We start from the raw sequence: 25,975 nt of genomic DNA, 5'->3' as shown, positions 1-25,975 counted from the left end.
CAACTGCCAACAAGATTACTGATTTGTACGAGATAAGTCCTAAAGATAAAGTGAAATAACAACAAACATCAGACAAATGATATTTTGACCTTTTTCGCTTAACATATAAACATGACAGCAGGGTGTCAGAAAAAGATAAACATTGTTGTTTTACATGAACTTAGATGAAATGTGATGTGTTACTGAACTGTTATTCAAAGCCTCCTGAACGCTAAATATAAATAACAACAGGAGGCTTCATGAGAAACATAAATTTAACCTCACCATGCCAAAAACCTTTCACATGATGAGGGTTTACTTATTCTGAAGAGAGGAAATTATCGAGATACGGAACAACCCGGTTGACCGACGTCTGGAAAACTCCGTTTTCAATCCAGTACAATGTGTCTCCACCGGGTCGTAAATTAAACGCCGTAATGTAAGAATCCGCTGCCAGCCGGTTCTCACCTTTCATCTCATAGACTTTTCCTAACAGCACATAATTCAGCCACGACATCTCTAAATCGATCGCATGGTTAATCGCTGTGTTCGCTTCGTCAACTTTTCCTTTCCCCAGCAAATCCACTGCGTTTATTTGATAATAAATCGCCATATCTTTTATACCCGGCATCTCCCCTACCCGCTCAACTTCGCTGTAAAGGGCTGCCAGTTGTTTATCATCCAGCGGCTGTTGCGAATGGCGTAATACATCCACCAGCGTTTTTTCGGCATACGCGTAAATAAAATCAGGCGCCCGCTTAATCACATCATCCAGCAGGCTGCTGGCCTTGCTTAATGAGTCAACATCGCCCTTCATTAACAGCTGATGCGACTGGTAGAAATAGGTTAACGCCACGCTTTGCGAGGGCTGATATTGCCTGAGCATCGCCTGCATTCGCGCCGGCCACGGCTGCGCCAGCGCGTCCGACAGGCTGTTCATCAGATCGTTCTGGATGGTGAGCTGGTTGTCATTGGTCACAAAGTAGCGCTTATCGAGCATCGTCGAGCTGTCGGCGTTATCCACCAGCTGGACCGACATAAAGCATTGCTGCGCCCGGTAGTGGCGCTGATTGACGAATTCAATGGTCAGCGTTTTACCGGAACTGCTCGGCTCATTGATGTTGTAGTCTGTTTTGTCATGCACCATAAAGGTCGAGAAGGTGTTCAGCGAGGTGGTGATCAGGCTGGCCAGGCCGACCGCGTAGGAGTGCTGCGAAGACCAGTTGGCGCAGGAGTTACCATTGACCAGGTGGATATCGATATCGCGCGGGTTGAGTAGCAGGCGCGCCTTGTTGACCGGCGGCCGCGATTCCATGCTCGACAGCGCCACCAGCGCCACGCAGGTGCCCAGCGCCAGCAGAAACAGCCCCCACACCAGGGCGGTGGTGAGCCGTTTACGCACTGACGGCGCGCTGGCACCTGTCGGCGCGGAAGCTGGCGCGGCGGGAGCGGCGGTGGAGATGGGCGCGTCCGGCGGCGCACCGGCAGCCGGCGGCGCGGGAGCGGCGACCGATGGCGAAGGCGTCAGCGCCTCCATCTGCGGGGCGAGTTCCTCCCCCTCTTCGGTGCACCAGATCACCGGCACCGTGAGCTTATACCCCCGTTTGGGTACCGTCGCGATGTACTCAAGGCTAACGTCGTCGCCGTCTTTGAGCGACTTGCGCAGTTCGGAAATACTCTGCGTGACGACGTGGCTGGTCACAACGTTCCGGGTCCAGACGTTTTCGATAAGCTCGTCCCGGCTAAGCACTTCCCCCGGATGGCGAGCAAAAAAGACCAGAAGGTCGATTAAACGCGGTTCAAGGGTAAGCTGGCGCCCCTTCCTGCTGATTTGGTTTACAGAGGGGGTTACCAGCCATTCACCGACGCGAACAACAGGTTGTAGCATACAAGAAAGCCCCAGACAAAAAGGGAAAGGCGCGATGATAACACATTTGTCCTACCTATTTTTGCCAGGGGTCACTCCCTCAGGCATTAGGCTGGAATTCGCCTTTTAGCGACAATAAAAAGCAATATTTCATTAACATCGTGATCATCAAAACTATATATAGCGATAAAAATGCGTTTTCGCTGTCGCTTAGCCGGTGGAACGCGGGCGGCGGAAAAAAAATAAGCCCGGAGGCGTAACGCGCTCCAGGCTCAGTCAGTGGCGTGCCGTTACGGCAGCGGCACAATCGATTATTTATACACTTCCGCTGTGGCTTCAAAGTTAGGGCCATGCTCACGCGCAGCAGTAATCACGTAGTACTTTCCGCCTTTCTCATCGGCCAGCTTAGAGAGCTGATCGTGCAGATCGGAGGGCGAAGAGAACTCACCGCCGGACGGCCCCACCGAGATCGGTCCGACCTTGGTCAGTTTGAAGTGTTTCACTTCTTCTTTGGTGATCAACTGCGCGGCGGAGGCGCCAAATGCAACGGCTGAAAGGGCTAACGCGACTATCACTTTTTTCATCCTAAAATCTCCTTGGAATAGGCCTTCAGTCAGGCCCTTTCAGTATAGACGGCGATTTACTAAGCGTGCTACCGATGCGCTGATTTTTCGGCCGCAGCGTTTAGTAACGCGGCGGCACCCCTTCCGGGCGGGTCTTAAAACGCCGGTGCAGCCACATATATTGCTCGGGCGCCATCAGGATGCACTGTTCGATAATCTGGTTCATCCACGCCGCCGTCACCTCGGCGCTTGCCAGCGGCGGCGTGCGCTCCGGCGTCAGGGAGATCAATTCATATCCCCTACCGTTGGGCTTGCGTCGGGGAACAAACGGCACAATCGTCGCCCCGGACATTTTCGCCAGCATCCAGGTGCCGGTGGTGGTCGCCGCCTGCTCGACGGCAAACAGCGGCGCAAAAACGCTGCTGGCCGGGCCGTAATCATGATCCGGCGCGTACCAGAGGATCTCCCCCTCTTTCAGCGCCCTGACCATCCCTTTCAGATTTTTTCGATCCAGCATGGTCTTGTTCGAGCGCAAGCGTCCCCAGGTCTGCAGCCAGTCAATCAGCTGGTTATCATTGGGCCGGTAGACGCCGATGCCCGGGGTAAACATGCCATACATCCGCGCCCCCATCTCGAGGGTGAGAAAATGAATGCCGATCAGTAAGATGCCCTGCTTTTGTTCGAGGAGGTCGACCACTTCGTTCACGCCGCTGGTCTCGGTCCAGCGCGCCACCCGGTGCGTCGGCCAGAACCAGGCCATGCCGGTCTCCATCAGCCCCATGCCCAGCGATTCAAAGTTTTTCACCAGCAGCGCCTCACGCTCGGCGACGCTCATCGCGGGAAAACAGAGTTCCAGATTACGTCTGGCAATCCGCGCGCGACTTTTCATCACCCGCATTGCCAGCCGCCCGAGCGCCGTGCCCAGTCGGTAGATCACCGGATACGGTAATTGCACCAGCAGCCATAACAAGCCAATTCCCAGCCATAATAGCCAGTAACGCGGGTGCAATAGCGCGCGGGAAAATTTGGGTAAATTTGACATAGTAATCCTGTTAATTCACTCAATAATAGCTGAGCAAAAACCGCGAAATAAAGTAGCGGATCCTGCAGGTTATATTTTTCCAATTCGTGCGGTAATACTCAGTCACAAAGCGCGTTATTATAAGCCGATTCCATGATAATTTCAGCCCTTGCGCTGGGGTTACTCTCGTATTAGACACTTAGCGTAAAATTTCCTGATTTGTGCATAAATAAATAAACCTAACCTCTACGACGCGGCCGATTGCCGATAAAATCGCCAGTACCTTATCCTCAGCCTCTCGCTCAATGCCTTTTTACTCACGCTTTATTATGGCGATAGCCAACGCAAACAGGCCGTTTCGCCCGGTCTAACATGGCCAGCATGCGGTTATTTGTGACTCGGGCAAAGGTTAAGCATCACCAATGCGGATCCTTTTCCCAGATATGCTACGTTTACAGCGCTCATTCGACGCAAGTGCCTTTGCCGACGTCGTCGCTTTCAGAAGCCATAGTGAGAAGGAACTATGACAATGAATTATCAATTAGTGAAGCAAGTCAGAGAAAATAACACATTAAGAAAAAGCTTCATTGACCTTGCCGTTAAGACTTTCGACCTGTCTTTTGAAGAGTGGTATCAACAAGGTTACTGGACTGACGCCTATATCCCCTACGCCTTTGTCGAACGTAATAAAATTATCGCTAACGCCTCGGCCAACATCATCGATCTGCGCTGGCAGGGCGAACCCCGGCGTTATATTCAGATTGGCACCGTGATGACCGAACCGGACCACCGTAATAAGGGACTAGCCGGTCAGCTTATCCATCACATCCTGCAGGACTGGCAGCAGGAGGCGGACGCCTTCTTTTTATTTGCCAATCCCACCACGGTGGATTTTTACCCCAAATTTGGTTTCACCCGCAGCGAAGAGCATCAATATATTATGCCGGTCTCTCCGCGCGCCGGTGATTTTCGCAAACTGGATATGGACCGCGCGGACGATGTCGCCCTGCTCCGCCATTACTATGAAAAATCCAACCCGTTCTCACCGCTGCGGGTGGAGCACAACTTTGGCCTGCTGATGTTTTACTGCTCCGCCTTTATGAAGCATTTCGTTTACTATTCGGCAAAAAATGAGGCGGTGGTTATCGCCATGCAAAACGGCCCGGTGCTGATCTGCTTTGACCTGTTCTGCGACACGGGCAAAAGCCTGTCGACGCTGGTCAACGAGCTGGCCGATGACCATGTTTACCAGGCCATCCTCGGTTTTACCCCCAATGAAGACCGGCTCGGCGAGTACGAGAAGATTGAGGGAGAAGATATCCTCTTTGTCTATGACCACAAGGAAAACCTGTTTAAAGACAGGAAGTTGATGTTTCCTTTACTGGCGCATGCCTGACGGCGCCGCGCCGTCAGGCCGATCAGTTATAGGTCACCACGAAGGTCGCGCTGGCGTTCGCCTCGCCCGCTGTTAACGCGAGTCGCTCGGCGGCTCGCCGCGCCGTGAGACGTAATTCCGATAGTCCTCGCCAACATAAATCTGCCGTGGCCGGTAGATGGTCAGCGGCGCCTGGTGCATCTCGTTCCAGTGCGCCACCCAGCCGACCGTCCGTCCGACGGCGGTGACCACCGCAAACATCGACGAAGGCAGATTCATCGCCTTGAGGATCACCGCGGTATAAAAATCCACGCTCGGCGACAGGCCATTTTCCACAAAGTAGGGGTCGGTCAGCGCCACGTCCTCAAGGGCCATCGCCACCTGCAGCAGACGGTCGGACATTCCTACCTCCGCCAGTACCCGATGGCTGGTTTCACGCAGGATATCGGCGCGCGGGTCGCGGTGACGGTAGCGTGAGTTGCCAAAACCGAGGCGGCGAAATGCCTGCGGGTCGCGTTTTGCCTGACGCAGAAACGCCGGAACCTGATCGACGCTTTCAATCTCTTCCAGCATCCGCATGCTCGACTCATTGGCGCCGCCGTGCATCGGTCCCCACAGCGACGCTAGCCCGGCGGCGACGCAGGCGAATAAGTTCGCCCCGGAGGAGCCCGCCGCGCGTACCGTGGTGGTGGAGGCGCACTGCCCGTGATCGGCATGCAGGACCAGGATCTGGTTCATCGCCTGTTCGATGACCGGATTGAGGACGTACTTCTCGGCCGGGATAGCAAACAGCATCTGTAGGAAATTGCCGGCATAGGAGAGATCGTTGCGCGGATACGCGGCGGGTTGTTCGATGGTGTACTTGTAGCTCATGGCGGCGATAGTGGGCATTTTCGACAGCAGCCGCGTGGCGGCCAGCGCCCGGTGCTCCGGATTTTCCACATCCAGGACATCATGATAGAACGCCGCCAGCGCCCCCACCAGGGCGCACATCAGCGCCATCGGGTGCGAATCGCGACGAAAGCCACTGCACATGCGGGCTATCTGCTCATGCACCAGGGTATGGCGGGTGATGGTTTCGCGAAACGTTTGATAGCTGGCCTCATCCGGCGCGTCGCCCCGCAGCATAATGTACGCCACCTCGAGAAAATCACACTGGCGGGCCAGCTGGTCCACCGGATAGCCGCGGTGCAGCAGCACGCTGTTTTCCGTATCGATCCACGAGATCGCCGACTGGCATCCGGCGGTGTTAGCGAAGCCGGGGTCGTAGCTGCAGAATCCGGACTGATTCAGCTCGCGTATGTCGACCCCCACATGGCCCCGGCTTCCCGGCACCTGCGGCAGGGTGATGGGCGTCGGTTGCCCGGCAATAGAAAGCGTTAACGGTGTGGTGCTCATCCTGTCAGTTCCCCCAGCAGCTTATCAGCGACCTGAAGTCATTCTTCAGGCGGAAAGACCAACATAACCAATGTGATGCAGCTTATTCATTGATGTCATCACTATAACGCTGACAAAGAGGATATTTTGCTGGCCTGCCCGGGGAAACAGGCCGTCTTTCCCCACCCCACCGCTGGATAGCGGCACAAATCGCCAAGGATAAAGGCGATCAGCGCTGTCAAAATTTACGCTGAGTAAAGAAAGGATGAAGAGGAGCTACCATGAATTTTGTGCTGTCGATGACCCTCATCTGCATCGCTATCGCCTGGCTGATGATGAGCCTGCTACCGGTGTAGACGCAGTGCTAACCGCCACGCCAGTGGCCTGGATAACGCCTCATTCAATGGATTTCCGCCGTGGTCTTCGCCTCTGAAGTTTCAGCAGAGTCATACAAGAAGTACTGGTCGCATATCAGGCTGTTGCGGTTTCCCGGCGAGGGGTAAGCTAAAGGCCCACTGTTAAGGAGGTGATATGTCTGGACTGATCAACCCACATGCGGCCCCGGAAGAAGCAGCCTATGCGCTGATAATTGAGCTCGTTCGCGCCCAGCGCGTGCCGCAATATGAAGGCGATATTTCCGGCCTGCTGGCGATGTACGACGAAGCCGTTAACCATTTTAAAGAGACAGAGACCAAGCGTTAGGCGTGGGCGTCGTTGTGCGGGGAAAGGGTGACGCCTGCGGGAGACGCGCAGGCGTTGGCTGGATAACGGCTTGAGTTATCAGCTGCCGCGGTAGGTAGAGTATCCGTACTGACTGAGCAGCAGCGGGATATGCAGTTTTTGATTTTGCTTTGTGACATTGAAAATAACCGGAACCACCGGGAAGAACGTATTCATGTTTTGGCTTTTAAAATAGTCACCAGTTTTAAACGTCACTTTATACACCCCCGGCTCCATATTTTCCGCCTGCGGATAGAGCGATTTAATCCGCCCATCGGCATCCGTTTTGCCGGTGGCGATATGCTGCCAGCTCTCCCCTTGCTGCTTATCCAGCTCAATCTGCACCCCCGGCGAAGGGAGCCCGGTTTGCTGATTAAGAATGTGTACGCTGAGCGTGCCCTCTGGCGCCGCCAGCGCGCTGAAGCTGAGCAGGGAAATTACGGAGGCGATAACTAATTTCATAATCGTGACCTTTTGGGCAAGTGAAAGTGCCCTAACTATAGTCAGCGCGGCGGGGAAAAAAATTAAACTTTTTGTTATCAGATAGCGGTGATGGGGACTGTCCCCATACACAACACGCCGAACCGGTTTTGTCGTGAGAAGAGGAAGTGTCTTATGTGTAAGTAACCCCGTGCTCTGCGTAACAGGATACGGGGCACTTAAACTGTCAGAGAGGGGAAATAGATTAGCTCGGGTCAAATATCACAAGGTTAAAGAATATACGCCGTGGCCTCTCCCCCCTCTAACAGAACAGTGCTCACTGAAAATGGCCTGCCGTATTCGAAATAATCATTTAATATTATTTAAACGACTATTCCAGTAGAAATAATCACCTGGCGCAGATATTAATTATTATCATTGATTCTCTTGTCGCCACGCCTTCACCATCTCCTTTGTTACCTCTTTCTTGTAGCAAATGGGTGAATACCCACCCGCTTTGCTCCAGGCACTGCGGCCACCGCACGAGCTGCCGTTCCGCGCGGTATTGAAGGGACAGGCACAGGTGCCGGGGTAGGATGCGACAGAGTCATCAATAATTCTTTGCCTGACCTGATCATCGCTTAAGGCATTCGGTTTGGCGATAGAAATATCTGATGCAAAGACAAACACAACAGCGAATACGGAGATGGTGACGAATTTGATGTTCATTTGGATCTTTCCAGGTCGAAGATGAACATCGAGGGTATGCTTTCAAAAAGCATTGAATATTGATCTTTAGCAACTGTCATTCGCGCCAGCTTAAAATGCGATACCTAGCCCCGGTAGCATAAATTAAAGTTATGAAGAGTATTAGCCTGTTTATTATTTGCCTGCAAACATTTATTGCATGCGGAAATATTTTTCAGAAAATGAAATTAATCAATAAGGCGACCAGATTACGGAAAATCGCTATCCAGGATAGTAACGTGTGAGACGCTAGCTCCAAGACAATGACGCCATTTTTGCCGCCAGCGACACAAAGACGACACAGAGAGGAAAATAGTCTGGATGAAGATTGGTATAACGTTTTGATTCAAAATGGCACGCCCTACAGGATTCGAACCTGTGACCTACGGCTTAGAAGGCCGTTGCTCTATCCAGCTGAGCTAAGGGCGCCCTGAGAAGCGAGTGCTTCGCGGAGTGAAACGCCTGGAATTATACGGTCCACGTCGGTTGAGTCAATCCATTTTGCCAGGAAACTGCGGGGCTTATACGACGCTGGCGAAATATCCTCCGCCAACTGTACAAGAAGCATACCACCGGGGCTCTTACGCCAGTAAATCGACTGAGTGGCCAGGCGCAATACACCAATAACCATGCAATGAAAAGGGTCAAAAACCGGCTAAATTTGCCCCAGACAGGATAAAACATCAAACGAGGACTGACAGCGAGGCCGGCTTCTGACAAAATATCCTCATCCCCCTTTCGTAAAGATACAGATGGAATCCTCTCTCTGATGGCAGCAAAAATTATTGACGGTAAAACGATTGCGCAGCAGGTTCGCTCTGAGGTTGCGGAAAAAGTGAAGGCTCGCGTTGCGGCCGGAAAACGCGCCCCTGGGCTGGCCGTCGTGCTGGTCGGCAGCAACCCGGCCTCGCAGATTTATGTCGGCAGCAAGCGCAAAGCATGTGAAGAAGTGGGCTTCGTCTCCCGCTCTTACGATCTCCCGGAAACCACCAGCGAAGCCGAGCTGCTGGAGCTTATCGACACCCTGAATGCCGATAAGACCATCGACGGTATTCTGGTTCAGCTGCCCCTGCCGGCAGGGATCGATAACGTCAAAGTTCTCGAGCGCATCGCGCCGGATAAAGACGTCGACGGCTTCCATCCTTACAACGTTGGCCGCCTGTGCCAGCGGGCGCCGCGCCTGCGGCCGTGCACCCCGCGCGGTATCGTGACGCTGCTGGAGCGCTACAATATCGACACCTACGGCCTGAATGCGGTGGTCATTGGCGCGTCCAATATCGTCGGCCGCCCGATGAGCATGGAGCTGCTGCTGGCCGGCTGCACCACCACCGTCACCCACCGCTTTACCAAAAACCTGCGCCATCATGTCGAAAACGCCGACCTGCTGATCGTCGCGGTGGGTAAACCGGGCTTTATTCCTGGCGAATGGATCAAAGAAGGGGCGATTGTGGTCGATGTCGGCATTAACCGTCTGGAAAGCGGCAAAGTGGTCGGCGACGTGGTGTATGAAGATGCCGCTGAACGCGCATCCTACATCACCCCGGTGCCCGGCGGCGTTGGCCCGATGACCGTCGCCACCCTGATTCAGAACACGCTGCAGGCGTGCGAAGAGTACCACGACGTTGAGGAGGCCTGAGATGGCGACATTTTCCTTAGGAAAACACCCGCACGTTGAGCTGTGCGATCTGCTGAAGCTGGAAGGCTGGAGCGAAAGCGGCGCCCAGGCGAAGATCGCCATCGCCGACGGGCTGGTAAAAGTCGACGGCGTGGTGGAAACCCGCAAACGCTGCAAAATCGTCGCCGGTCAGACGGTGAGCTTTGAAGGCCAGAGCGTAACCGTCACGGCCTGACCGCGAAAAGGAAAACGCCCGCTTAAGCGGGCGTTTTTTTATGACTTACTTCCGGCGCCAGGTGGTGCCCTGCGGGCCATCTTCCAGCACGATCCCCATCTCGTTAAGACGATCGCGCGCCGCATCCGCCGCCGCCCAGTCTTTCGCTTTACGCGCGTCCAGACGCTGCTGGATAAGCGATTCAATTTCCGCCACTTCCGCGTCGTCAGCCTGCGCGCCGCTCTGCAGGAAGGCGTCCGGCTCCTGCTCCAGCAGCCCCAGCACCGACGCAAGCTTACGCAGGTGGGCCGCCATGGCGTTCGCCGCGGCCGCGTCCTCGGTTTTCAGGCGGTTTACTTCGCGCGCCATATCGAACAGCACCGAGTAGGCTTCCGGGGTGTTGAAGTCATCGTCCATCGCCTCGATAAAGCGTGCTTCGAAGGCTTCGCCGCCCGCCGCGTCGACGGATTTGTCCGTCCCGCGCAGCGCGGTGTACAGACGCTCCAGCGCCGAGCGCGCCTGCTTGAGGTTCTCTTCGCTGTAGTTCAGCTGGCTGCGATAGTGGCCGGACATCAGGAAGTAGCGAATGGTCTCCGCATCGTAATACTTCAGCACGTCGCGGACGGTAAAGAAGTTGCCCAGCGATTTCGACATCTTCTCGCGGTCAACCATCACCATGCCGGAGTGCATCCAGTAGTTAACGTACTCGCCGTCATGGGCGCAGGTGGACTGAGCGATTTCGTTTTCGTGATGCGGGAACATCAGATCGGAACCGCCGCCGTGGATGTCAAAATGGTTGCCCAACTGTTTGCAGTTCATCGCCGAGCACTCGATATGCCAGCCCGGACGGCCCGCGCCCCACGGCGACGGCCAGCTTGGCTCGCCCTCTTTCGACATCTTCCACAGAACGAAGTCCATCGGGTTACGCTTGACGTCAACCACGTCGACGCGCGCCCCCGCCTGCAGCTGATCGAGATCCTGACGCGACAGCAAACCGTAGTTCGGGTCCGTCGGCACATCGAACATCACGTCGCCGTTATCCGCCACATAGGCATGGCCTTTGGCGATCAGCTGCTCGGTAATCTCGATGATTTCCGCAATATGATGCGTCGCGCGCGGCTCGCTGTCGGGACGCAAAATATTCAGGGCGTCAAAATCCTTGTGCATTTCGGCGATCATCCGATCGACCAGCGCGACAAAGCTTTCGCCGTTTTCATTAGCGCGCTTAATGATTTTGTCATCGATATCGGTGATATTGCGCACGTACTTCAGCTTATAGCCGAGAAAACGCAGATAACGCGCCACAACGTCAAAGGAGACGAAGGTACGCCCATGGCCGATGTGACAGAGATCGTAAACGGTAATACCACACACGTACATGCCGACTTCCCCGGCATGGATAGGTTTAAATTCCTCTTTCTGGCGCGTCAGTGTATTAAAAATTTTTAACATCGAAGATTCCGTGTAGACGTGTGTGGGTAATGAAGCCTCTATAATACCCATAATTCACACAGGAAGCAGCACACATTGCAAGGTGCATCGACCCCCGCGGTTATGCTATAACACCCCCCTATATCTCACCCGACACCGGGTGCTGGCACCACACTCATCGGAACAGGATGCAAAAATGGTTACTTTCCACACCAATCATGGCGATATCGTAATCAAAACGTTTGACGACAAAGCGCCGGAAACAGTTAAAAACTTCCTGGACTACTGCCGCGAAGGTTTCTACGACAACACCATTTTCCACCGTGTTATCAACGGCTTCATGATTCAGGGCGGCGGTTTTGAACCTGGCATGAAACAAAAAGCGACCAAATCTCCGATTCAGAACGAAGCGAACAACGGTCTGAAAAACACCCGCGGCACGCTGGCGATGGCCCGTACTCAGGCGCCGCACTCTGCAACCGCGCAGTTCTTCATCAACGTGGTTGACAACGACTTCCTGAACTTCTCCGGCGAAAGCCTGCAGGGCTGGGGCTACTGCGTCTTCGCGGAAGTGGTTGAAGGCATGGACGTGGTTGATAAAATCAAAGCGGTTGCCACCGGCCGCAGCGGCATGCACCAGGATGTGCCGAAAGACGATGTGATCATCAAAAGCGTCACCGTCAGCGAGTAATTCGTGGCGACACTTTTTATTGCAGATTTGCACCTGCAAACAGAAGAACCGGCGATCACCGCCGGTTTTCTGCGTTTTTTACAGGGGGAAGCCCGTCAGGCGGACGCCCTGTATATCCTTGGCGATCTGTTCGAGGCATGGATCGGCGATGACGATCCGAACCCGTTGCATCAGCAAATCGCTACGGCAATCAAAGCCGTCGTCGACGCCGGCGTGCCCTGCTACTTCATTCACGGCAACCGCGATTTTCTCGTCGGCCAGCGCTTCGCCCGCCAGAGCGGGATGATCCTGCTCGCCGAAGAAGAGCGACTGGACCTCTATGGCCGTGAAGTCTTGATTATGCATGGCGACACGCTGTGCACCGATGACCCGGGCTATCTGGCGTTTCGCGCGAAAGTCCACACCCCGTGGATCCAGCGCCTGTTCCTGGCCCTGCCGCTGTTTATCCGCCGCCGTATCGCCGCCCGCATGCGCGCCGACAGCAAAGCCGCCAACAGCAGCAAATCAATGGAAATTATGGATGTGAATCCGCAGGCGGTGGTTGACGTGATGGAGCGGCATCACGTGCAGTGGCTGATCCACGGCCATACCCATCGCCCGGCGGTCCATGACCTGCAGGCCAACGGCCAGCCCGCATGGCGCGTGGTGCTTGGCGCCTGGCACAGCGAAGGATCGATGGTCAAGGTGACGCAGGACGACGTCGAACTGCTCTATTTTCCGTTCTAATTCCTGCGCGAGCATAATTCCGAAACCGCCTTTTGCCCGGGCGGAGGTATGCGCCTCCCGGCATTCCGCATGCTAGTCTTCCTCGACATCACTCTCAAGGAACGAGCATGAACAGGAAAAAGTGGAGCCCGCCGCTGATCTGGGGAATGATCCTCGCGCTCCTCAATCCGTTAGGGATAAGCTATATCGCCTTAATCGGCGTCGCTCTCGGCAACACGCTGACGTTTGTCTGGTGCGCCCTGCTGGCGTGGGCCATCTATTTCTATGCCATTTATTTGCTCTGCACCCGCCCTCACGAGAGCCGGTCAGTACAGATCTTTTTACTGATCATGGGCGCCCTGATGCTCCCCTGGGGGCTCGTGCTGCTTATCACCTGTATCATGAATGAGAGAAGTGTCGATAAGCCGCGATCGCCGTCCTCGATAAGCGAGACAAAAGACGGCTAACCATGCGCACGCAACCGTTTTCCTTGCCGGCAGTTCATGCTATTCTCTGTGGCCTCTAAAGCAGTGTGAAACACACCCACAGGAGTTTTAAGACGCATGTCTTCCCGCAATAATTCGGCGCGTATCGCCATCGTGATGGGGTCCAAAAGCGACTGGGCTACCATGCAGTTTACCGCAGAAATCCTTGATGCCCTGAACGTTCCGTACCATGTCGAAGTGGTCTCCGCCCATCGCACGCCCGATAAGCTGTTCAGCTTCGCTGAAAGCGCCGAAAGCCACGGTTATCAGGTGATTATTGCAGGGGCAGGCGGCGCGGCGCATCTGCCGGGCATGATTGCGGCGAAAACCCTGGTGCCGGTGCTCGGCGTACCGGTTCAGAGCGCGGCCTTAAGCGGTGTCGACAGCCTCTACTCCATTGTGCAGATGCCGCGCGGTATTCCGGTCGGTACCCTGGCCATCGGCAAAGCCGGGGCTGCAAACGCCGGTCTGCTCGCCGCGCAGATCCTCGCCCAGCATGATGCTGAACTCCACCAGCGCCTGAGCGCCTGGCGTCAGGCGCAAACCGATGAAGTGCTGGATAACCCGGACCCGCGGGGTGCGGCATGAAACAGGTATGCGTGCTCGGTAACGGCCAGTTAGGCCGTATGCTGCGCCAGGCCGGCGAGCCGCTGGGTATCGCCGTCTGGCCGGTGGGGCTGGAAGCCGATCCGGAAGCGGTGCCGTTCCAGCAGAGCGTCATCACCGCAGAAATTGAACGCTGGCCGGAAACCGCCCTCACCCGCGAGCTGGCCCGCCACCCGGCGTTCGTCAACCGCGACGTCTTCCCGATTATCGCCGATCGCCTGACGCAAAAGCAGCTGTTCGATAAGCTGGACCTCGCCACTGCCCCGTGGCAGCTGCTGGCGGATAAAAGCGAGTGGCCGGCGGTGTTTGCCCGCCTTGGCGAACTGGCGATCGTTAAGCGTCGCGTCGGCGGCTACGACGGCCGCGGCCAGTGGCGTCTGCGGGAAAACGAGATCGATCAGCTACCGGACGATAACTACGGCGAGTGCATCGTCGAGCAGGGGATTAACTTCTCCGGCGAAGTGTCGCTGGTAGGCGCCCGCGCCCATGACGGCAGCACCGTCTTCTACCCGCTGACCCGCAACCTGCATCAGGACGGTATTCTGCGCGCCAGCGTCGCCTTCCCGCAGGCCAATGCCCGCCAGCAGGAGCAAGCGGAAAGCATGCTGACGGCGATCATGAACGAGCTGAACTACGTCGGCGTGATGGCGATGGAGTGCTTCGTCACCGCCGAGGGGCTGCTGATCAACGAGCTGGCGCCGCGCGTACACAACAGCGGCCACTGGACGCAAAATGGCGCCTCCATCAGCCAGTTTGAGCTGCATCTGCGAGCGATGACAGACCTTCCTCTGCCGCCGCCGGTGGTTAACAGCCCGTCGGTAATGATCAACCTGATCGGCACCGATCTCAATTACGACTGGCTGAAGCTGCCGCTGGTCCACCTGCACTGGTACGATAAAGAGGTGCGCCCGGGTCGTAAAGTCGGCCACCTGAACCTGACCGACAGCGATACAGACCGTCTGAGCGCGACGCTGGAAGCGTTGAAGCCGCTGCTGCCAGCGGAATACGCCAGCGGTATCGTCTGGGCGCAGGCGCAGCTCAGCTAAGCCCTTCGTGCCGGGGATTTGATCTATCCCCTTCCCCGGCACACCTTGAGGCGCGTACAATCCCCCCTTGCTGTAAAGCCCATTTCTGTTTTGACTTCAGAGGATACCCCATGACCAATGGGACGGATTATCGCGCCATTCTCGCCAGCGATACGCCACTGATTGACGTGCGCGCCCCGGTGGAGTTTAGCCAAAGCGCGATGCCGGCGGCGATCAACCTGCCGCTGATGAATGATGAAGAACGCGCCGCGGTTGGCACCTGCTACAAGCGCCAGGGGCCGGAAGCGGCGCTGGCGCTCGGCCATAAGCTGGTCCAGGGCGACCTGCGCGCCAGCCGGATCCAGGCCTGGCTGGAAGCGTGCGCCCATTACCCGCACGGTTTCCTGTGCTGCGCTCGCGGCGGCCAGCGCTCGCATATCGTCCAGCAGTGGCTGAAAGAAGCTGGTGTGGATTACCCCCTGATCGTCGGCGGCTATAAAGCGCTGCGCCAGGCGGCGATCCAGGCCACCGACGCGCTGGTACAGCGACCGATCGTGCTGATTGGCGGCTGCACCGGCAACGGCAAAACCCAGCTGGTCTGCTCGCGCCCGGACGGTATCGATCTGGAAGGCCATGCCCACCACCGCGGCTCTTCGTTTGGCCGCACGCTACAGCCGCAGCATCCGCAGGCCACCTTTGAAAACCATCTGGCGGTTAGCCTGCTCAAAAAAGCCGAACAGCAGACGCGCTGGGTGCTGGAAGATGAAGGCCACATGATCGGCGCCAACCATCTGCCGGAGTGCCTGCGCATCCGCATGGCGCAATCGCCGCTGGCGGTGGTGGAAGATCCGTTTGACGTTCGCCTCGAACGGCTGCGCGAGGAGTATTTCGATCGCATGTATCGCGACTTTATCGCCGCCTATGGCGAAGAGAAAGGCTGGCAGGCATATGGCGAGTATCTGCATCACGGCCTGTTCGCCATCCGCCGTCGCCTGGGACTGCAGCGTTTTGCTCAGCTCACTGAACGCCTCGATGAGGCGCTGGCGCAGCAGCAGCGCACCACCAGCACCGAGGCGCACTTCGCCTGGCTGGTGCCGCTGCTGGAAGAATACTACGACCCGATGTATCGCTATCAGTTGGGGAAAAAAGCCGGGAAGATTATTTTTCGCGGCAACTGGCAGGAGGTCGCCGCCTGGCTGGCGGAGTAATCACACCCTCTCTTGTCCCGGCTTGCGGCGTAAACGCCTTAGCCGGGCTACGGGTCCGCAGACGGCGGTGAACCTGTAGCCCCGGTAAGCGCAGCGTCACCGGGGAATGGTTACCGCTTAGAAGTCGTAGCGCAGACGCACCAGGTTCATATCGCCCAGGTTGTCGGTGCTGGAGGTAAACACGTGCTCGTAGTCAACGCGGAAACCATAATCCAGCTGGAAGCTGATCCCCAGACCGTTATCAATACGCTGGTAGTTACGGCCGTTCACATATTCCAGACGGTCGCCCATAAAGTACGGCTGAATAGATTTAACGGCATATTGATTGATCGGGAATTTATAGCCCGCAAAATATTCAATCCCCCAGGCGTCGCCGGCGAAGTAATTATGGACATCGGTTTTTTTGGTAGTGAGGAAGTTCTGATACCAGCCGCCGCCAAAGGAGAAAGTCCAGTTATCCGGGGTCCAGCTCAGCGCGGTACCGACGATGTTCTGGTCATAGGTTTTGCTGTCGGAACTTGACGGGTCGCGCATTTCGGCGCGGGTGTAGTTCCACGCGGTCCCCCAGGTCAGATCCTTCATGATGTGGTAGTCCGCGCCAACAGAACCGCCGCCTTTACGTTTATAGCGCAGACCATTACCCGGCAGGTATTCGCTGTCTTCGAACAGATAGGAGCCGTAAAGATCGACATCGCCAACGGTTTTCTTATATTTCAGCATATTACGGGAACGATAAGAGCCATCGTAATCGCCGTTAATACCGTTGCCCGGCGCCTGGGCAATCATATCGTAGTCCCAGATATCGGTTTTCACCCCGACCACATCATAGTAAACACTGTTTTGCTGACCGTAGGTTAACGTCCCCCAGGTATCGCTTTTCAGGCCGGTATACAGCATGCGGCGGGTGGTATTGTTCGCCCCTTCCGCGTAGTGATTATCCCAGTCGAACAGCGCCGGAATATTCACCCCCAGCTCGTAGTAGCTGATCCAGCTAATATCATCGAACAGATAGTAGTCCGCGGCGAAACGGAAGCGGGTGCCGCCGTCGAAACCGTTGCGCTTATAGGAGCCTTTATCCCCGTCGCCGGTCATCATATTGAACTGCGGGCGGATACTTCCGCCGACGGTAAAGTTAAGCCGGCTTAACGGATCCCCCGCCTGCGGATCCTGTTTTAGCAGGGTGATCTCCGCGTGGGCAGCCAATGACGTTAACGCTAATGCTGCGCCGATCGAGATCGCCAGCGTTTTTATTGTGTGTGCCATAGTTTTTCCTTGATTAATAAGCAACCTTATATTTTCCAGTTGAATATTAACCGCGAATCAGCACAGCGTGTTGCTGGGTTTTTAATGTTTCGTGCGCTTAAAAATCAATGGTTTATCAATTTGTGCGCTTAAAATAAAAGCGCCGCCAAAAACGGCGGCGCATCATCAACATGCAATATTCTTACTGGCTAAACTGACGGAATAGCGCTTTCCCTTTTAATAAACGCAGCCCCAGCCCGCCGCCGCACAGGGATAACAACACTGCTCCCGTCAGCGGCAGCATCACCCACAGCCGCCAGTCCGGCGCCCAGGGAAAATCAAAGACTTTGGTCTGCAGCATCGCCAGCGCCACTTCGGCGCCTATCGCCGCCACCAGGCCGGAGACCAGCCCCAACAGGGCAAACTCCGCCCACAGCGTGGCGCGCAGCAGCGATTTCCCGGCCCCCAGCGTGCGCCAGACCACCAGCTCCTGATGACGCTGACGCATACCGACCTGCACCTGCGCCAGCAACAGCAGCACGCCGCAGGCCGTCACCAGGCCCACCATCACCTCCAGCGCCCGGCTGACCTGGGAGAGCACCTGGCCGACCTGGCGCAGGATAGCGCCAATATCCAGCAGACTGACGGTGGGAAACTCGCGGTTCAGCTGGGTCAACATCGCAGGACCGTTATCCCAGCGGAAGCTGGTGAGCCAGCTCTGCGGCTGCCCGTCCAGCGCCCCGGTGGGGAAAATAAAGAAGAAGTTTGGCCGCAGGCTCTCCCAGTCGACGTTGCGCACGCTGCTCACCTTCGCGCTGAACTCCTGCGTATCGCCGGTAAAGGTCACCGTATCGCCGATTGTCACTCCCAATCGCTGCGCCAGCCCCTCCTCAATCGATACCTCGCCCGGCTTCGGTGGCCAGCTGCCGGCCACCAGCGGATTATGATCCGGACGCTGTTCGCTCCAGGTGAGATTAAGCTCGCGATTCAGCGCTTCGTCTTTATTCCCGTCCGTGGACTGGCCGTTGATCTGCGTCAGACGAGCCCGGACGATCGGATAGAATTCCGCCGCCCGCGTCTGATGTTCGGCGAGGAAGGTCTTCACCGGCATTATCTGCTCAGGGGCGATATTGATCAGGAAGTAGTTCGGGCTCTCCGGGGGCAGCTGCTGCTGCCAGCGGTCGAGCAGATCGCCGCGCAGCACCAGCAGGAGCGCCAGCAGCATAAACGACAGGGAAAACGCCGCCAGCTGGCTGAGGGTCGACCACGGCTGGCGCAGCAGGCGATTCACCGCCAGACGCAGCGGCAAGGCTCTGAGCGTCAGGCGTTTGAGCAGCCACAGCAATCCCCAGCCCACCAGGCCGCACAGCAGCGCCAGCACCACCGCCCCGGCCAGCACTGACCACAGCAGCGGACTGCCGCCCATCAGCCACGCCAGCAGGCCCACCACCACGGCGCTGACCGTCGGGATCCAGATTTTTAACGGCCAGACGCTGGCCACCACGTCCTGGCGCAGCACTCGCAGCGGCAGGGTCGCCAGCAGCAGCCGATACGGCCGCAGGCCCACCAGCAGGGAAATCACGCCGGTCGCGCCCACCGCCCACAGCCACGGCCAGCCGCTGGCCGGCGGGAGCGCGGCGGGAAGAACCGGTTTGAGCACCAGCAGCAGCAGGCGCTCCAGCGCCAGCCCCGCCACCCCGCCGGTTATCACCGACAGCGCCAGCAGCAGCAGCCACTGACCGACAATCAGCTTGCGCAGCTGCGCCCGTCCGGCGCCCAGCGTCTTGAGTATGGCGACCAGATCGTAGCGGCTGCGGCAGTAGTGGCCCATCGCCACGGCCACCGCCGCGACGGCCAGCAGCAGCGTCAACAGCGCGGATAACAACAGGAATTGCTGCGAGCGTTCGAGGGATTTGCCCAGCGCGCTGTCGTCCTGTTCAAGACCAATCCAGCGATGCTCCGGGCCGAGTTTCGGCAGCAGCCACTGCTCATAACGGGCCAGCTGTTCAGCGTCGCCGGCGAACTTATAACGCCATGCGACGCGACTGCCGGGCTGCACGGCGCCGGTCTTTGCCACGTCGGCCATATTCATCATCAGCCGCGGCGCCATCTGGAAAGGGTTAAACCCCGCATCCGGCTCCTGAATCACTTCCCCGGCAATGCGCAGCGTGGCGTCGCCAACGTCAATCGTATCGCCGGTTTTCAGGTTCAGCAGCGCCATCAGCCTTGGCGCCAGCAGGACGCTGCCCGCCCGGGGCTTCAGCCCCGGCGGCTGCGTCTCGAGAGTGCCATACAGCGGATAGCGGTCATCCACTGCCTTGACGTCCGCCAGCTGCGGCGTATCGCCCGCAAAGGTCATGGTGGCGAAGCTCAGCTGTTCGCCGACGCTCAGCCCTGACTTCCGCGCTTGCGCGATCCACTCAGCGGGCACCTCGCGCGAACTGCGCAGCGTCCGGTCGCCCGCCATAAACTCACGGCTTTGCTGGCTGAGGCCTTTCTCCATTCGATCGCTTATCGACCCCAGGGCCAGCACGCAGGCCACGGCGAGGCTTAACGCCAGCCAGACGATCAGCAGCGACGGCGAGCGCCATTCGCGCCAGAACCAGCGGGCGATCATGCTTCCTCCCGCAGCTGGCCATCCACCAGGCGCAGACGGCGGTCGCAGCGCGCCGCCAGCAGCGGATCGTGAGTGACGAGGATCAGGGTGGTGCCGTGTTCGCGATTAAGCGAGAACAGCAGATCGGCAATTTTGTCCCCGGTCTGGCGATCGAGGTTGCCGGTGGGCTCATCGGCGAACAGAATGGCCGGACGCCCATTGAAGGCCCGGGCCAGCGCCACCCGCTGCTGTTCGCCGCCGGAGAGCTGCGCCGGCAGGTGGTGCAGGCGTTTGCCAAGCCCCAGCTGCTCAAGCAGCGCCCGGGCATCGCCCCGGCTCTGGCTATCGCTGGCGCCGCGCAGCAGCGCCGGCAGCTCGACGTTCTCCAGGGCGTTGAGCGTTGGGATCAGCATAAACGACTGAAATACAAAACCGACGTGCTGCGCCCGCAGCGCCGCCCGCGCCTCCTCATCCATCCGATGCAGCGGTTTGCCCAGCATCGATACTTCCCCGCTGCTGCCATCGTCCAGGCCGGCGAGGATCGCCAACAGGGTCGATTTACCGGAGCCCGACTCGCCGATCAGGGCGATGGTCTGCCGCGGTTTGACAACCAGCTCAACTCCGGTAAGGATGGTGAGCTGATGCTCCCCCTGACCGACGGACTTCTTAAGATGATGAACTTCAAGTATGTTTTCCGCTGGCATGTGCCTTTCCTGTTTTTGTTCCTGTTTACCTGCCGCGCGATGGCGGCGGACACGCTGCTGATCCTCGGCGACAGCCTGAGCGCTGGCTATCGGATGGCGGCCAACGCCGCGTGGCCTGCGCTGCTCAATGAGAAGTGGCAGGCGAAAACGCCGGTGGTGAACGCCAGCATCAGCGGCGATACCTCCCAGCAGGGACTGGCCCGTCTGCCAGCGCTGCTTAAGCAGCATCAGCCGCGCTGGGTGCTGGTTGAGCTCGGCGGCAACGACGGGCTGCGCGGCTTTCCGCCGCAGCAGACCGAGCAGACGCTGCGCACCATCATTCAGACGATCAAAGCGGCCAACGCCGAGCCGCTGCTGATGCAAATTCACCTGCCGGCGAACTATGGCCGCCGCTATAATGAAGCCTTCGGCGCGATTTACCCGGCCCTGGCCAAAGAGTTCGCTATTCCCCTCCTGCCCTTTTTTATGGAGGAGGTGTATCTGAAACCCCAGTGGATGCAGGACGACGGCATTCACCCGAATCGCGACGCGCAGCCGTTTATCGCCGACTGGATGGCGAACCGGCTGGCTCCCTTAGTTAATCATGACTCCTGAACGCCAGGGGTCGCTGACAGGTAAAGTTATGCAAAAAACGGTTTTAGTGACAGGCTGTTCCAGCGGAATTGGTCTGGAAAGCGCGCTGGATTTAACCCGCCAGGGCTTTCGCGTGCTGGCGGCCTGCCGCAAAGCGGAGGACGTGGCGCGAATGCAGGAGCTGGGGCTAACCGGTATTTTGCTCGATCTGGACGACCCGCAGAGCGTGGAGCGCGCGGCGGCGGAGGTGATTGCGCTGACCGATAATCGTCTCTACGGCCTGTTCAATAACGCCGGATACGGCGTCTATGGCCCGCTGAACACCATCAGCCGCCAGCAGATGGAACAGCAGTTTTCCGCCAACTTTTTTGGCGCACATCAGCTCACCATGCTGCTGCTGCCGGCGATGACCCCGCATGGCGAAGGGCGCATCGTGATGACCTCCTCGGTGATGGGGCTTATCGCCAGCCCCGGCCGCGGCGCCTACGCCGCCAGCAAATATGCCCTTGAGGCATGGTCCGATGCGCTGCGCATGGAGCTGCGCCACAGCGGTATTCAGGTCAGCCTGATTGAACCGGGCCCGATCCGCACCCGCTTTACCGATAACGTCAACCAGACGCAAAGCGACAAACCCGTTGAAAACCCGGGCATCGCCGCCCGTTTTACCCTCGGGCCGGAGGCGGTGGTGGAAAAAGTGCGTCACGCTTTTACCAGCGATAAGCCAAAGCTGCGCTACCCGGTCACCCTGGTCACCCACGCGGTGGCGCTGCTCAAACGCCTGCTGCCAGCCCGCGCGATGGACAAAATTATCCACGGCTGAGTTGAAGCGCGGAATGCCGCCCCCATGTAAAACAGAAATCGACTAACGAGAAATGCCCATGTCCGAACAGAATATTGTCAACATTAGCGAAGCGAACCTGCAGCAGACGCTACAGCAGTCTATGAACGTCCCGGTGCTGTTTTACTTCTGGTCTGCCCGCAGCCAGCACTGCGAACAGCTGACCCCGGTTCTTGAGCGTCTGGCCGCGCAATACAATGGCCAGTTTACGCTGGCGAAGGTCGATTGCGACGCTGAGCAGATGCTCGCTTCACAGTTTGGTCTGCGCGCCATCCCTACGGTTTATCTGTTCCAGAACGGCCAGCCGGTGGACGGTTTTGAAGGCCCGCAGCCGGAAGAAGCGATCCGCGCCCTGCTGGATAAAGTCCTGCCCCGTGAAGAGGAGCTGAAAGCTCAGCAGGCGCTGGCCCTGATGCAGGAAGAAAAATACGCCGATGCCCTGCCGCTGCTGAAGGAAGCCTGGCAGCTGTCGAATCAGGAGAGCCAGATTGGCCTGCTGCTGGCAGAAACGCTGATTGCCCTGCACCGTTCCGATGAAGCGGAAAGCGTGCTAAAAACCATCCCGCTGCAGGATCAGGATACCCACTATCAGGGTCTGGTGGCGCAGATTGAGCTGCTCAAACAGGCCGCCGACACGCCGGAAATCCAGCAGCTGCAGCAGCAGGTGGAACAGAATCCGGAGGATGCGCTGCTGGCCTCCCAGCTGGCGCTACAGCTGCATCAGGTCGGGCGTAACGAAGAAGCGCTGGCGCTGCTGTTCAGCCATCTGCAGAAGGATTTAGGCGCCGGCGACGGCCAGGCGCGCAAGATGCTGCAGGAGATCCTCGCCGCCCTCGGTACGGGCGATGCGCTGGCCGCCAAATACCGCCGTCAGCTCTATTCGCTGCTGTACTAATTCGTTGCCTGCCCCGGATAGCGCTGCGCTTATCCGGGCTATGCGAACGAGGCGCAACGTAGCCTTAGCAACCCGGGTGAGGCATGAACGCCGCAACCCGGGATCGTTCACGGGCGTTTTTTCAGCTGCGTCACCACCAGCTGATGGCGGGCGTTGAAGAACTTCCGGTAGGTCAGATAGCCGGCGATAATCGTCGACAGGCTGGCGGTCGACAGCAGCATAAAAGTTACCATGATCTGGTACTTAATCGCCTTCACCGGGTCAATACCGGCAAAAATTAGTCCCGACATCATCCCTGGCAAACTCACCAGGCCGACCGTTTTCGCTGAATCGACGGTGGGAATCAATGACGCGCGGATGCTGTCGCGGATCAGCCGCGCCGAGGCCATCTTCGGCGTCGCGCCGAGGCTGAGCTTCTCCTGAATCTGCTGCTGCTCGCTGCTGAAGCGCTGGCCCATATTGTTGTAGCACAGCCCCACCGCCACCATGGCGTTCCCGGCCACCATCCCGGCAATCGGGATCACCTGCATCGGCACGAAGGCTATCGAGCCGGAGAACACCAGCACCGCCAGCGTCAGCCCGGCGCCGGTGGTGATGGCGATAAATGACGAGACAAACGCCTTATCGATATATTTACTGCGCTTTTTGGCATTCCACGCCGCGTTAAAGCAGATAAACAGCACCATCAACAGCGTCAGAACCGCATGGTTGACGTTAAAGATATATTTCAGCACATAGCCGACGATAATCAGCTGCACGATCGCCCGGCAGATGCTCCAGAGAATATCTTTTTCCAGCGCCAGCTTTTCCCGATAGCTCACCAGAATAGCGATCAGCACCAGCACCATCGACAGCGCCAGCGATTCGTTCGTAATGTTATGCCCGTTCATGCTGTGCCTCCTGCATGTTTCCGCCGGCAGGTTGCAGCGTAATTACTTCATCGGCATGCGAAATTTCATTGCGATCGTGGGTGACCCATAGAACAGCGACCTGTTTTTCCGTCGCGTAGCCATGAATAATGTCATTCACATTCTGTTTATTACTGTCATCCAGCGCGCTGGTAATTTCGTCCAGCAGCAGCACGCGCGGCAGAAATTGTAAATTGCGAATCAGCGATACGCGCTGCTTTTCACCGCCCGACAGTTCGTTAATCGATTTTTCCAGCATATTTTCGCCAAGACCAAAGCGCTGCAGATCGGCCACCAGCGCCTGCGGATCCGGTTGTTTATTACGGATCTGCCACGGAAAAATCAGGTTATCGTAAACCGAATCCCCGAACAGCGCCGGCGTCTGCGCACAATAAGAGACCTGCTGGCGATACCTTTCCGGCGACAGCGTCGCGACATCGGCATCGTCGAAAAACAGACGTCCGGAGGTCGGGCTGAGCAGCGAGGCGATAATTTTCAGCAAGGTGCTTTTCCCGCAGCCGGAAGGCCCGGTAATCAACTTGAATTCCCCGGGTCTGAGCTGAAGGTTGATATTATGTAAAATAACTGCGTCGTCGGTCTTAAATCCCACATCCTCGAGACGCAAAAGCGCGTTATTTTCCTTCATGAGTCTTCCTGATTATTTTCTGAAACACCGCTAGTTTACCCCACTTTCCTTTCTCCAGGATGAGGAGAAAGATATACTCAATTTAAACATGCGCTTTTTCCTTGTAGCGCCCCACCAGGCAACAAGACAGGAGGTTTTTGATGCTGATTTTTATTCCTATCCTTATTTTCGTCGCGCTGGTCATTGTGGCCGCGGCGGTGAAAATCGTCCCGCAGGGCTACCAGTGGACGGTGGAGCGCTTCGGGCGTTTTACCCAGACGCTGCAGCCGGGATTAAGCTTAGTCGTGCCGTTTATGGACCGCATCGGCCGCAAAGTGAACATGATGGAGCAGGTGCTCGACATCCCGTCACAGGAGGTGATCTCCCGGGATAACGCCAACGTCACTATCGACGCCGTTTGCTTTATTCAGGTGGTTGACGCGCCGAAGGCCGCCTACGAGGTCAGCAATCTTGAGCAGGCGATCGTCAACCTGACGATGACCAACATCCGTACCGTGCTCGGCTCGATGGAGCTGGACGAAATGCTCTCCCAGCGCGACAGCATTAACACCCGCCTGCTGCATATCGTTGACGACGCCACCAACCCGTGGGGGGTGAAAATCACCCGCGTCGAAATTCGCGACGTTCGCCCACCAGCGGAACTTATCGCCTCGATGAACGCCCAGATGAAAGCCGAACGAACCAAGCGCGCTTATATTCTCGAGGCCGAAGGGGTGCGTCAGGCGGAAATACTGAAAGCGGAAGGGGAAAAGCAGTCGCAGATCCTCAAGGCGGAGGGCGAGCGGCAGTCCGCGTTCCTGCAGGCGGAGGCCCGCGAGCGTTCCGCTGAAGCGGAAGCCCGCGCCACCCAGATGGTCTCCTCGGCGATCGCCTCAGGCGATATTCAGGCGATCAACTACTTCGTGGCGCAGAAATACACCGATGCGCTGCAGCAGATTGGCGCCGCCAACAACAGTAAAGTGGTGCTGATGCCGCTGGATGCCAGCAGCCTGATGGGATCGATCGCCGGGATCAGCGAGCTGATCAAAGAAGGCGCTGGCGATCGGAAAAAATCATGATCGACCTGATCCTCGCCCACCCCCATCTGTTCTGGCTAAGCCTCGGCGGGCTGCTGCTGGCGGCCGAGATGCTGGGCGGCAGCGGATACCTGCTATGGAGCGGCGTCGCCGGCGTGGTGACCGGCGCCCTGACCTGGCTCCTGCCGCTGAGCTGGGAATGGCAAGGCACGCTGTTTGCCGTCCTCACTCTGCTGGCGGCGTGGCTGTGGTCGAAGTGGCTGCGCAAGCGCGTCAAACTGCAGCGTCCTGCCGATGCTCAACTCAACCAGCGCGGGCTACAGCTGATTGGCCGCCGTCTGACGCTGGATACCCCGCTGGTAAACGGCCGCGGCCACGTGCGCGTGGGCGACAGCTCCTGGCCGGTGATGGCTGACGAGGACCTCGCCGCGGGCAGTCAGGTCGAAGTGGTCGCCGTGGAAGGGATTACGCTCCATATTAGAGTCGTTTCACGATAATCATTTCACAG

At 57.5% G+C, this 25,975-nt stretch carries 29 protein-coding genes and 1 tRNA gene; 16 read left to right on the top strand and 14 right to left on the bottom strand.

Annotated features, from left to right (window positions below):
* Nucleotides 1-298: 298 nt before the first annotated feature.
* The 3 genes from cadC to MKR05_RS15375 form a co-directional block, all read right to left on the bottom strand.
* A complete protein-coding gene (gene cadC / locus MKR05_RS15385; protein WP_023288678.1) occupies nt 299-1,867 on the bottom strand; it encodes a lysine decarboxylation/transport transcriptional activator CadC in 1,569 nt (522 codons plus the stop codon).
* Between the two features lie 290 nt (nt 1,868-2,157).
* Entirely contained in the window at nt 2,158-2,430 is a 273-nt protein-coding gene (locus MKR05_RS15380; protein ID WP_002892402.1) for a DUF1471 domain-containing protein, read from the bottom strand.
* 100 nt (nt 2,431-2,530) lie between these two features.
* On the bottom strand, nt 2,531-3,451 hold the full coding sequence (locus MKR05_RS15375; protein WP_072422233.1) for a Kdo(2)-lipid IV(A) acyltransferase: 921 nt from the start codon (nt 3,449-3,451) through the stop codon (nt 2,531-2,533).
* Nucleotides 3,452-3,959: 508 nt separating this feature from the next.
* Here MKR05_RS15375 and MKR05_RS15370 point away from each other — a divergent pair.
* Nucleotides 3,960-4,826 (top strand): GNAT family N-acetyltransferase, encoded by an 867-nt coding sequence (locus MKR05_RS15370; RefSeq protein ID WP_023288676.1) that lies wholly within the window; start codon nt 3,960-3,962, stop codon nt 4,824-4,826.
* 72 nt (nt 4,827-4,898) lie between these two features.
* Here MKR05_RS15370 and MKR05_RS15365 read toward each other — a convergent pair whose 3' ends face one another.
* Together MKR05_RS15365 and MKR05_RS15360 are read right to left on the bottom strand one after the other, a co-directional pair.
* Nucleotides 4,899-6,203 (bottom strand): citrate synthase, encoded by a 1,305-nt coding sequence (locus MKR05_RS15365; RefSeq protein WP_238875283.1) that lies wholly within the window; start codon nt 6,201-6,203, stop codon nt 4,899-4,901.
* Nucleotides 6,204-6,248: 45 nt separating this feature from the next.
* Nucleotides 6,249-6,389 carry a hypothetical protein gene (locus MKR05_RS15360; protein WP_044521369.1) on the bottom strand — a complete coding sequence of 47 codons (141 nt, stop codon included), beginning with the start codon at nt 6,387-6,389 and terminating at the stop codon, nt 6,249-6,251.
* Nucleotides 6,390-6,713: 324 nt separating this feature from the next.
* Between MKR05_RS15360 and MKR05_RS15355 the strand changes: the two genes are divergently transcribed.
* Nucleotides 6,714-6,884 carry an ATP-NAD kinase gene (locus MKR05_RS15355; protein WP_087827749.1) on the top strand — a complete coding sequence of 57 codons (171 nt, stop codon included), beginning with the start codon at nt 6,714-6,716 and terminating at the stop codon, nt 6,882-6,884.
* 78 nt (nt 6,885-6,962) lie between these two features.
* Here the strand turns inward: MKR05_RS15355 and uraH are convergent, their stop codons facing one another.
* From uraH to MKR05_RS15340, 3 genes are all read right to left on the bottom strand, one after another.
* Complete coding sequence (uraH, locus tag MKR05_RS15350) at nt 6,963-7,364, bottom strand: hydroxyisourate hydrolase (protein WP_008805473.1); 402 nt, start codon at nt 7,362-7,364, stop codon at nt 6,963-6,965.
* A 393-nt stretch (nt 7,365-7,757) separates the two neighbouring features.
* Nucleotides 7,758-8,051 carry a hypothetical protein gene (locus MKR05_RS15345; RefSeq protein ID WP_110243948.1) on the bottom strand — a complete coding sequence of 98 codons (294 nt, stop codon included), beginning with the start codon at nt 8,049-8,051 and terminating at the stop codon, nt 7,758-7,760.
* A 370-nt stretch (nt 8,052-8,421) separates the two neighbouring features.
* Nucleotides 8,422-8,498, bottom strand: a tRNA-Arg gene (locus MKR05_RS15340).
* Between the two features lie 340 nt (nt 8,499-8,838).
* On the opposite strand from MKR05_RS15340, the gene folD reads away from it, so the two are divergent.
* Nucleotides 8,839-9,705 carry a bifunctional methylenetetrahydrofolate dehydrogenase/methenyltetrahydrofolate cyclohydrolase FolD gene (folD, locus tag MKR05_RS15335; RefSeq protein WP_004143017.1) on the top strand — a complete coding sequence of 289 codons (867 nt, stop codon included), beginning with the start codon at nt 8,839-8,841 and terminating at the stop codon, nt 9,703-9,705.
* 1 nt (nt 9,706) lies between these two features.
* Complete coding sequence (ybcJ, locus tag MKR05_RS15330) at nt 9,707-9,919, top strand: ribosome-associated protein YbcJ (RefSeq protein WP_023326826.1); 213 nt, start codon at nt 9,707-9,709, stop codon at nt 9,917-9,919.
* A 45-nt stretch (nt 9,920-9,964) separates the two neighbouring features.
* On the opposite strand, the gene cysS is transcribed toward ybcJ, so the two are convergent.
* Nucleotides 9,965-11,350: a cysteine--tRNA ligase gene (gene cysS, locus MKR05_RS15325; protein WP_004204706.1), complete on the bottom strand. Its 1,386-nt coding sequence runs from the start codon at nt 11,348-11,350 to the stop codon at nt 9,965-9,967.
* 175 nt (nt 11,351-11,525) lie between these two features.
* On the opposite strand from cysS, the gene ppiB reads away from it, so the two are divergent.
* From ppiB to mnmH, 6 genes are all read left to right on the top strand, one after another.
* A complete protein-coding gene (ppiB, locus tag MKR05_RS15320; protein ID WP_004151319.1) occupies nt 11,526-12,020 on the top strand; it encodes a peptidylprolyl isomerase B in 495 nt (164 codons plus the stop codon).
* Between the two features lie 3 nt (nt 12,021-12,023).
* Nucleotides 12,024-12,746: a UDP-2,3-diacylglucosamine diphosphatase gene (gene lpxH, locus MKR05_RS15315; RefSeq protein ID WP_023288671.1), complete on the top strand. Its 723-nt coding sequence runs from the start codon at nt 12,024-12,026 to the stop codon at nt 12,744-12,746.
* A 107-nt stretch (nt 12,747-12,853) separates the two neighbouring features.
* Nucleotides 12,854-13,192 (top strand): hypothetical protein, encoded by a 339-nt coding sequence (locus MKR05_RS15310; protein WP_072413891.1) that lies wholly within the window; start codon nt 12,854-12,856, stop codon nt 13,190-13,192.
* A gap of 96 nt (nt 13,193-13,288) precedes the next feature.
* Nucleotides 13,289-13,798 carry a 5-(carboxyamino)imidazole ribonucleotide mutase gene (purE, locus tag MKR05_RS15305; protein ID WP_004151322.1) on the top strand — a complete coding sequence of 170 codons (510 nt, stop codon included), beginning with the start codon at nt 13,289-13,291 and terminating at the stop codon, nt 13,796-13,798.
* A complete protein-coding gene (gene purK, locus MKR05_RS15300; RefSeq protein ID WP_072413892.1) occupies nt 13,795-14,862 on the top strand; it encodes a 5-(carboxyamino)imidazole ribonucleotide synthase in 1,068 nt (355 codons plus the stop codon). Before purE ends, purK begins: the two co-directional genes overlap by 4 nt.
* 110 nt (nt 14,863-14,972) lie before the next feature.
* Nucleotides 14,973-16,049: a tRNA 2-selenouridine(34) synthase MnmH gene (mnmH, locus tag MKR05_RS15295; RefSeq protein WP_238875285.1), complete on the top strand. Its 1,077-nt coding sequence runs from the start codon at nt 14,973-14,975 to the stop codon at nt 16,047-16,049.
* Nucleotides 16,050-16,166: 117 nt separating this feature from the next.
* Here the strand turns inward: mnmH and MKR05_RS15290 are convergent, their stop codons facing one another.
* Nucleotides 16,167-17,312, bottom strand: a complete 1,146-nt coding sequence (locus tag MKR05_RS15290) for a porin (RefSeq protein ID WP_023288667.1) — start codon at nt 17,310-17,312, stop codon at nt 16,167-16,169.
* Between the two features lie 91 nt (nt 17,313-17,403).
* Between MKR05_RS15290 and MKR05_RS15285 the strand changes: the two genes are divergently transcribed.
* Nucleotides 17,404-17,517, top strand: coding sequence for a hypothetical protein (locus tag MKR05_RS15285; RefSeq protein WP_044521321.1), 114 nt, complete (start codon nt 17,404-17,406; stop codon nt 17,515-17,517).
* Here the strand turns inward: MKR05_RS15285 and ybbP are convergent.
* Nucleotides 17,494-19,908, bottom strand: coding sequence for a putative ABC transporter permease subunit YbbP (gene ybbP, locus MKR05_RS15280; protein ID WP_087824760.1), 2,415 nt, complete (start codon nt 19,906-19,908; stop codon nt 17,494-17,496). The genes MKR05_RS15285 and ybbP overlap by 24 nt on opposite strands.
* On the bottom strand, nt 19,905-20,591 hold the full coding sequence (ybbA, locus tag MKR05_RS15275) for a putative ABC transporter ATP-binding protein YbbA (RefSeq protein ID WP_032454210.1): 687 nt from the start codon (nt 20,589-20,591) through the stop codon (nt 19,905-19,907). The genes ybbP and ybbA overlap by 4 nt, the downstream gene beginning before the upstream one ends.
* Between ybbA and tesA the strand changes: the two genes are divergently transcribed.
* From tesA to MKR05_RS15260, 3 genes are read left to right on the top strand one after another with little or no spacing between them, the layout of a single operon-like run.
* Nucleotides 20,562-21,185: a multifunctional acyl-CoA thioesterase I/protease I/lysophospholipase L1 gene (gene tesA / locus MKR05_RS15270; RefSeq protein WP_050533146.1), complete on the top strand. Its 624-nt coding sequence runs from the start codon at nt 20,562-20,564 to the stop codon at nt 21,183-21,185. The genes ybbA and tesA overlap by 30 nt on opposite strands.
* Nucleotides 21,175-21,984, top strand: coding sequence for an SDR family oxidoreductase (locus tag MKR05_RS15265; RefSeq protein WP_009484702.1), 810 nt, complete (start codon nt 21,175-21,177; stop codon nt 21,982-21,984). The genes tesA and MKR05_RS15265 overlap by 11 nt, the downstream gene beginning before the upstream one ends.
* A 58-nt stretch (nt 21,985-22,042) precedes the next feature.
* Nucleotides 22,043-22,897, top strand: a complete 855-nt coding sequence (locus MKR05_RS15260; protein WP_023288662.1) for a co-chaperone YbbN — start codon at nt 22,043-22,045, stop codon at nt 22,895-22,897.
* Between the two features lie 107 nt (nt 22,898-23,004).
* Here the strand turns inward: MKR05_RS15260 and fetB are convergent, their stop codons facing one another.
* Together fetB and fetA are read right to left on the bottom strand one after the other, a co-directional pair.
* Nucleotides 23,005-23,787 (bottom strand): iron efflux ABC transporter permease subunit FetB, encoded by a 783-nt coding sequence (gene fetB / locus MKR05_RS15255; protein WP_004204721.1) that lies wholly within the window; start codon nt 23,785-23,787, stop codon nt 23,005-23,007.
* Nucleotides 23,774-24,451, bottom strand: coding sequence for an iron efflux ABC transporter ATP-binding subunit FetA (gene fetA / locus MKR05_RS15250; protein WP_023288661.1), 678 nt, complete (start codon nt 24,449-24,451; stop codon nt 23,774-23,776). The genes fetB and fetA overlap by 14 nt, the downstream gene beginning before the upstream one ends.
* A 140-nt stretch (nt 24,452-24,591) precedes the next feature.
* Here fetA and MKR05_RS15245 point away from each other — a divergent pair, with 140 nt between their 5' ends.
* Together MKR05_RS15245 and MKR05_RS15240 are read left to right on the top strand one after the other, a co-directional pair.
* Nucleotides 24,592-25,509 (top strand): SPFH domain-containing protein, encoded by a 918-nt coding sequence (locus MKR05_RS15245; protein WP_004204723.1) that lies wholly within the window; start codon nt 24,592-24,594, stop codon nt 25,507-25,509.
* On the top strand, nt 25,506-25,964 hold the full coding sequence (locus MKR05_RS15240; protein WP_048334208.1) for an NfeD family protein: 459 nt from the start codon (nt 25,506-25,508) through the stop codon (nt 25,962-25,964). Before MKR05_RS15245 ends, MKR05_RS15240 begins: the two co-directional genes overlap by 4 nt.
* The last annotated feature ends 11 nt before the right edge of the window (nt 25,965-25,975 follow it).

Source organism: Klebsiella sp. K5-204 (genome assembly GCF_030128585.1).
In the GTDB taxonomy this organism is placed as follows: Bacteria; Pseudomonadota; Gammaproteobacteria; order Enterobacterales; family Enterobacteriaceae; genus Klebsiella; species Klebsiella quasipneumoniae.
This window is presented reverse-complemented; position numbering and strand designations above follow the sequence as displayed.

Coding starts and splice junctions, on each gene's coding strand:
- MKR05_RS15290 (WP_023288667.1), bottom strand. CDS start 17,312: ATGGCACACACAATAAAAACGCTGGCGATCTCGATCGGCGCAGCATTA.
- MKR05_RS15310 (WP_072413891.1), top strand. CDS start 12,854: ATGAACAGGAAAAAGTGGAGCCCGCCGCTGATCTGGGGAATGATCCTC.
- MKR05_RS15370 (WP_023288676.1), top strand. CDS start 3,960: ATGAATTATCAATTAGTGAAGCAAGTCAGAGAAAATAACACATTAAGA.
- purK (WP_072413892.1), top strand. CDS start 13,795: ATGAAACAGGTATGCGTGCTCGGTAACGGCCAGTTAGGCCGTATGCTG.
- MKR05_RS15240 (WP_048334208.1), top strand. CDS start 25,506: ATGATCGACCTGATCCTCGCCCACCCCCATCTGTTCTGGCTAAGCCTC.
- MKR05_RS15355 (WP_087827749.1), top strand. CDS start 6,714: ATGTCTGGACTGATCAACCCACATGCGGCCCCGGAAGAAGCAGCCTAT.
- MKR05_RS15345 (WP_110243948.1), bottom strand. CDS start 8,051: ATGAACATCAAATTCGTCACCATCTCCGTATTCGCTGTTGTGTTTGTC.
- cadC (WP_023288678.1), bottom strand. CDS start 1,867: ATGCTACAACCTGTTGTTCGCGTCGGTGAATGGCTGGTAACCCCCTCT.
- ybbA (WP_032454210.1), bottom strand. CDS start 20,591: ATGCCAGCGGAAAACATACTTGAAGTTCATCATCTTAAGAAGTCCGTC.
- purE (WP_004151322.1), top strand. CDS start 13,289: ATGTCTTCCCGCAATAATTCGGCGCGTATCGCCATCGTGATGGGGTCC.
- ybbP (WP_087824760.1), bottom strand. CDS start 19,908: ATGATCGCCCGCTGGTTCTGGCGCGAATGGCGCTCGCCGTCGCTGCTG.
- uraH (WP_008805473.1), bottom strand. CDS start 7,364: ATGAAATTAGTTATCGCCTCCGTAATTTCCCTGCTCAGCTTCAGCGCG.
- MKR05_RS15365 (WP_238875283.1), bottom strand. CDS start 6,203: ATGAGCACCACACCGTTAACGCTTTCTATTGCCGGGCAACCGACGCCC.
- ybcJ (WP_023326826.1), top strand. CDS start 9,707: ATGGCGACATTTTCCTTAGGAAAACACCCGCACGTTGAGCTGTGCGAT.
- MKR05_RS15265 (WP_009484702.1), top strand. CDS start 21,175: ATGACTCCTGAACGCCAGGGGTCGCTGACAGGTAAAGTTATGCAAAAA.
- MKR05_RS15375 (WP_072422233.1), bottom strand. CDS start 3,451: ATGTCAAATTTACCCAAATTTTCCCGCGCGCTATTGCACCCGCGTTAC.
- ppiB (WP_004151319.1), top strand. CDS start 11,526: ATGGTTACTTTCCACACCAATCATGGCGATATCGTAATCAAAACGTTT.
- cysS (WP_004204706.1), bottom strand. CDS start 11,350: ATGTTAAAAATTTTTAATACACTGACGCGCCAGAAAGAGGAATTTAAA.
- mnmH (WP_238875285.1), top strand. CDS start 14,973: ATGACCAATGGGACGGATTATCGCGCCATTCTCGCCAGCGATACGCCA.
- folD (WP_004143017.1), top strand. CDS start 8,839: ATGGCAGCAAAAATTATTGACGGTAAAACGATTGCGCAGCAGGTTCGC.
- fetA (WP_023288661.1), bottom strand. CDS start 24,451: ATGAAGGAAAATAACGCGCTTTTGCGTCTCGAGGATGTGGGATTTAAG.
- MKR05_RS15260 (WP_023288662.1), top strand. CDS start 22,043: ATGTCCGAACAGAATATTGTCAACATTAGCGAAGCGAACCTGCAGCAG.
- MKR05_RS15380 (WP_002892402.1), bottom strand. CDS start 2,430: ATGAAAAAAGTGATAGTCGCGTTAGCCCTTTCAGCCGTTGCATTTGGC.
- tesA (WP_050533146.1), top strand. CDS start 20,562: ATGAACTTCAAGTATGTTTTCCGCTGGCATGTGCCTTTCCTGTTTTTG.
- MKR05_RS15245 (WP_004204723.1), top strand. CDS start 24,592: ATGCTGATTTTTATTCCTATCCTTATTTTCGTCGCGCTGGTCATTGTG.
- fetB (WP_004204721.1), bottom strand. CDS start 23,787: ATGAACGGGCATAACATTACGAACGAATCGCTGGCGCTGTCGATGGTG.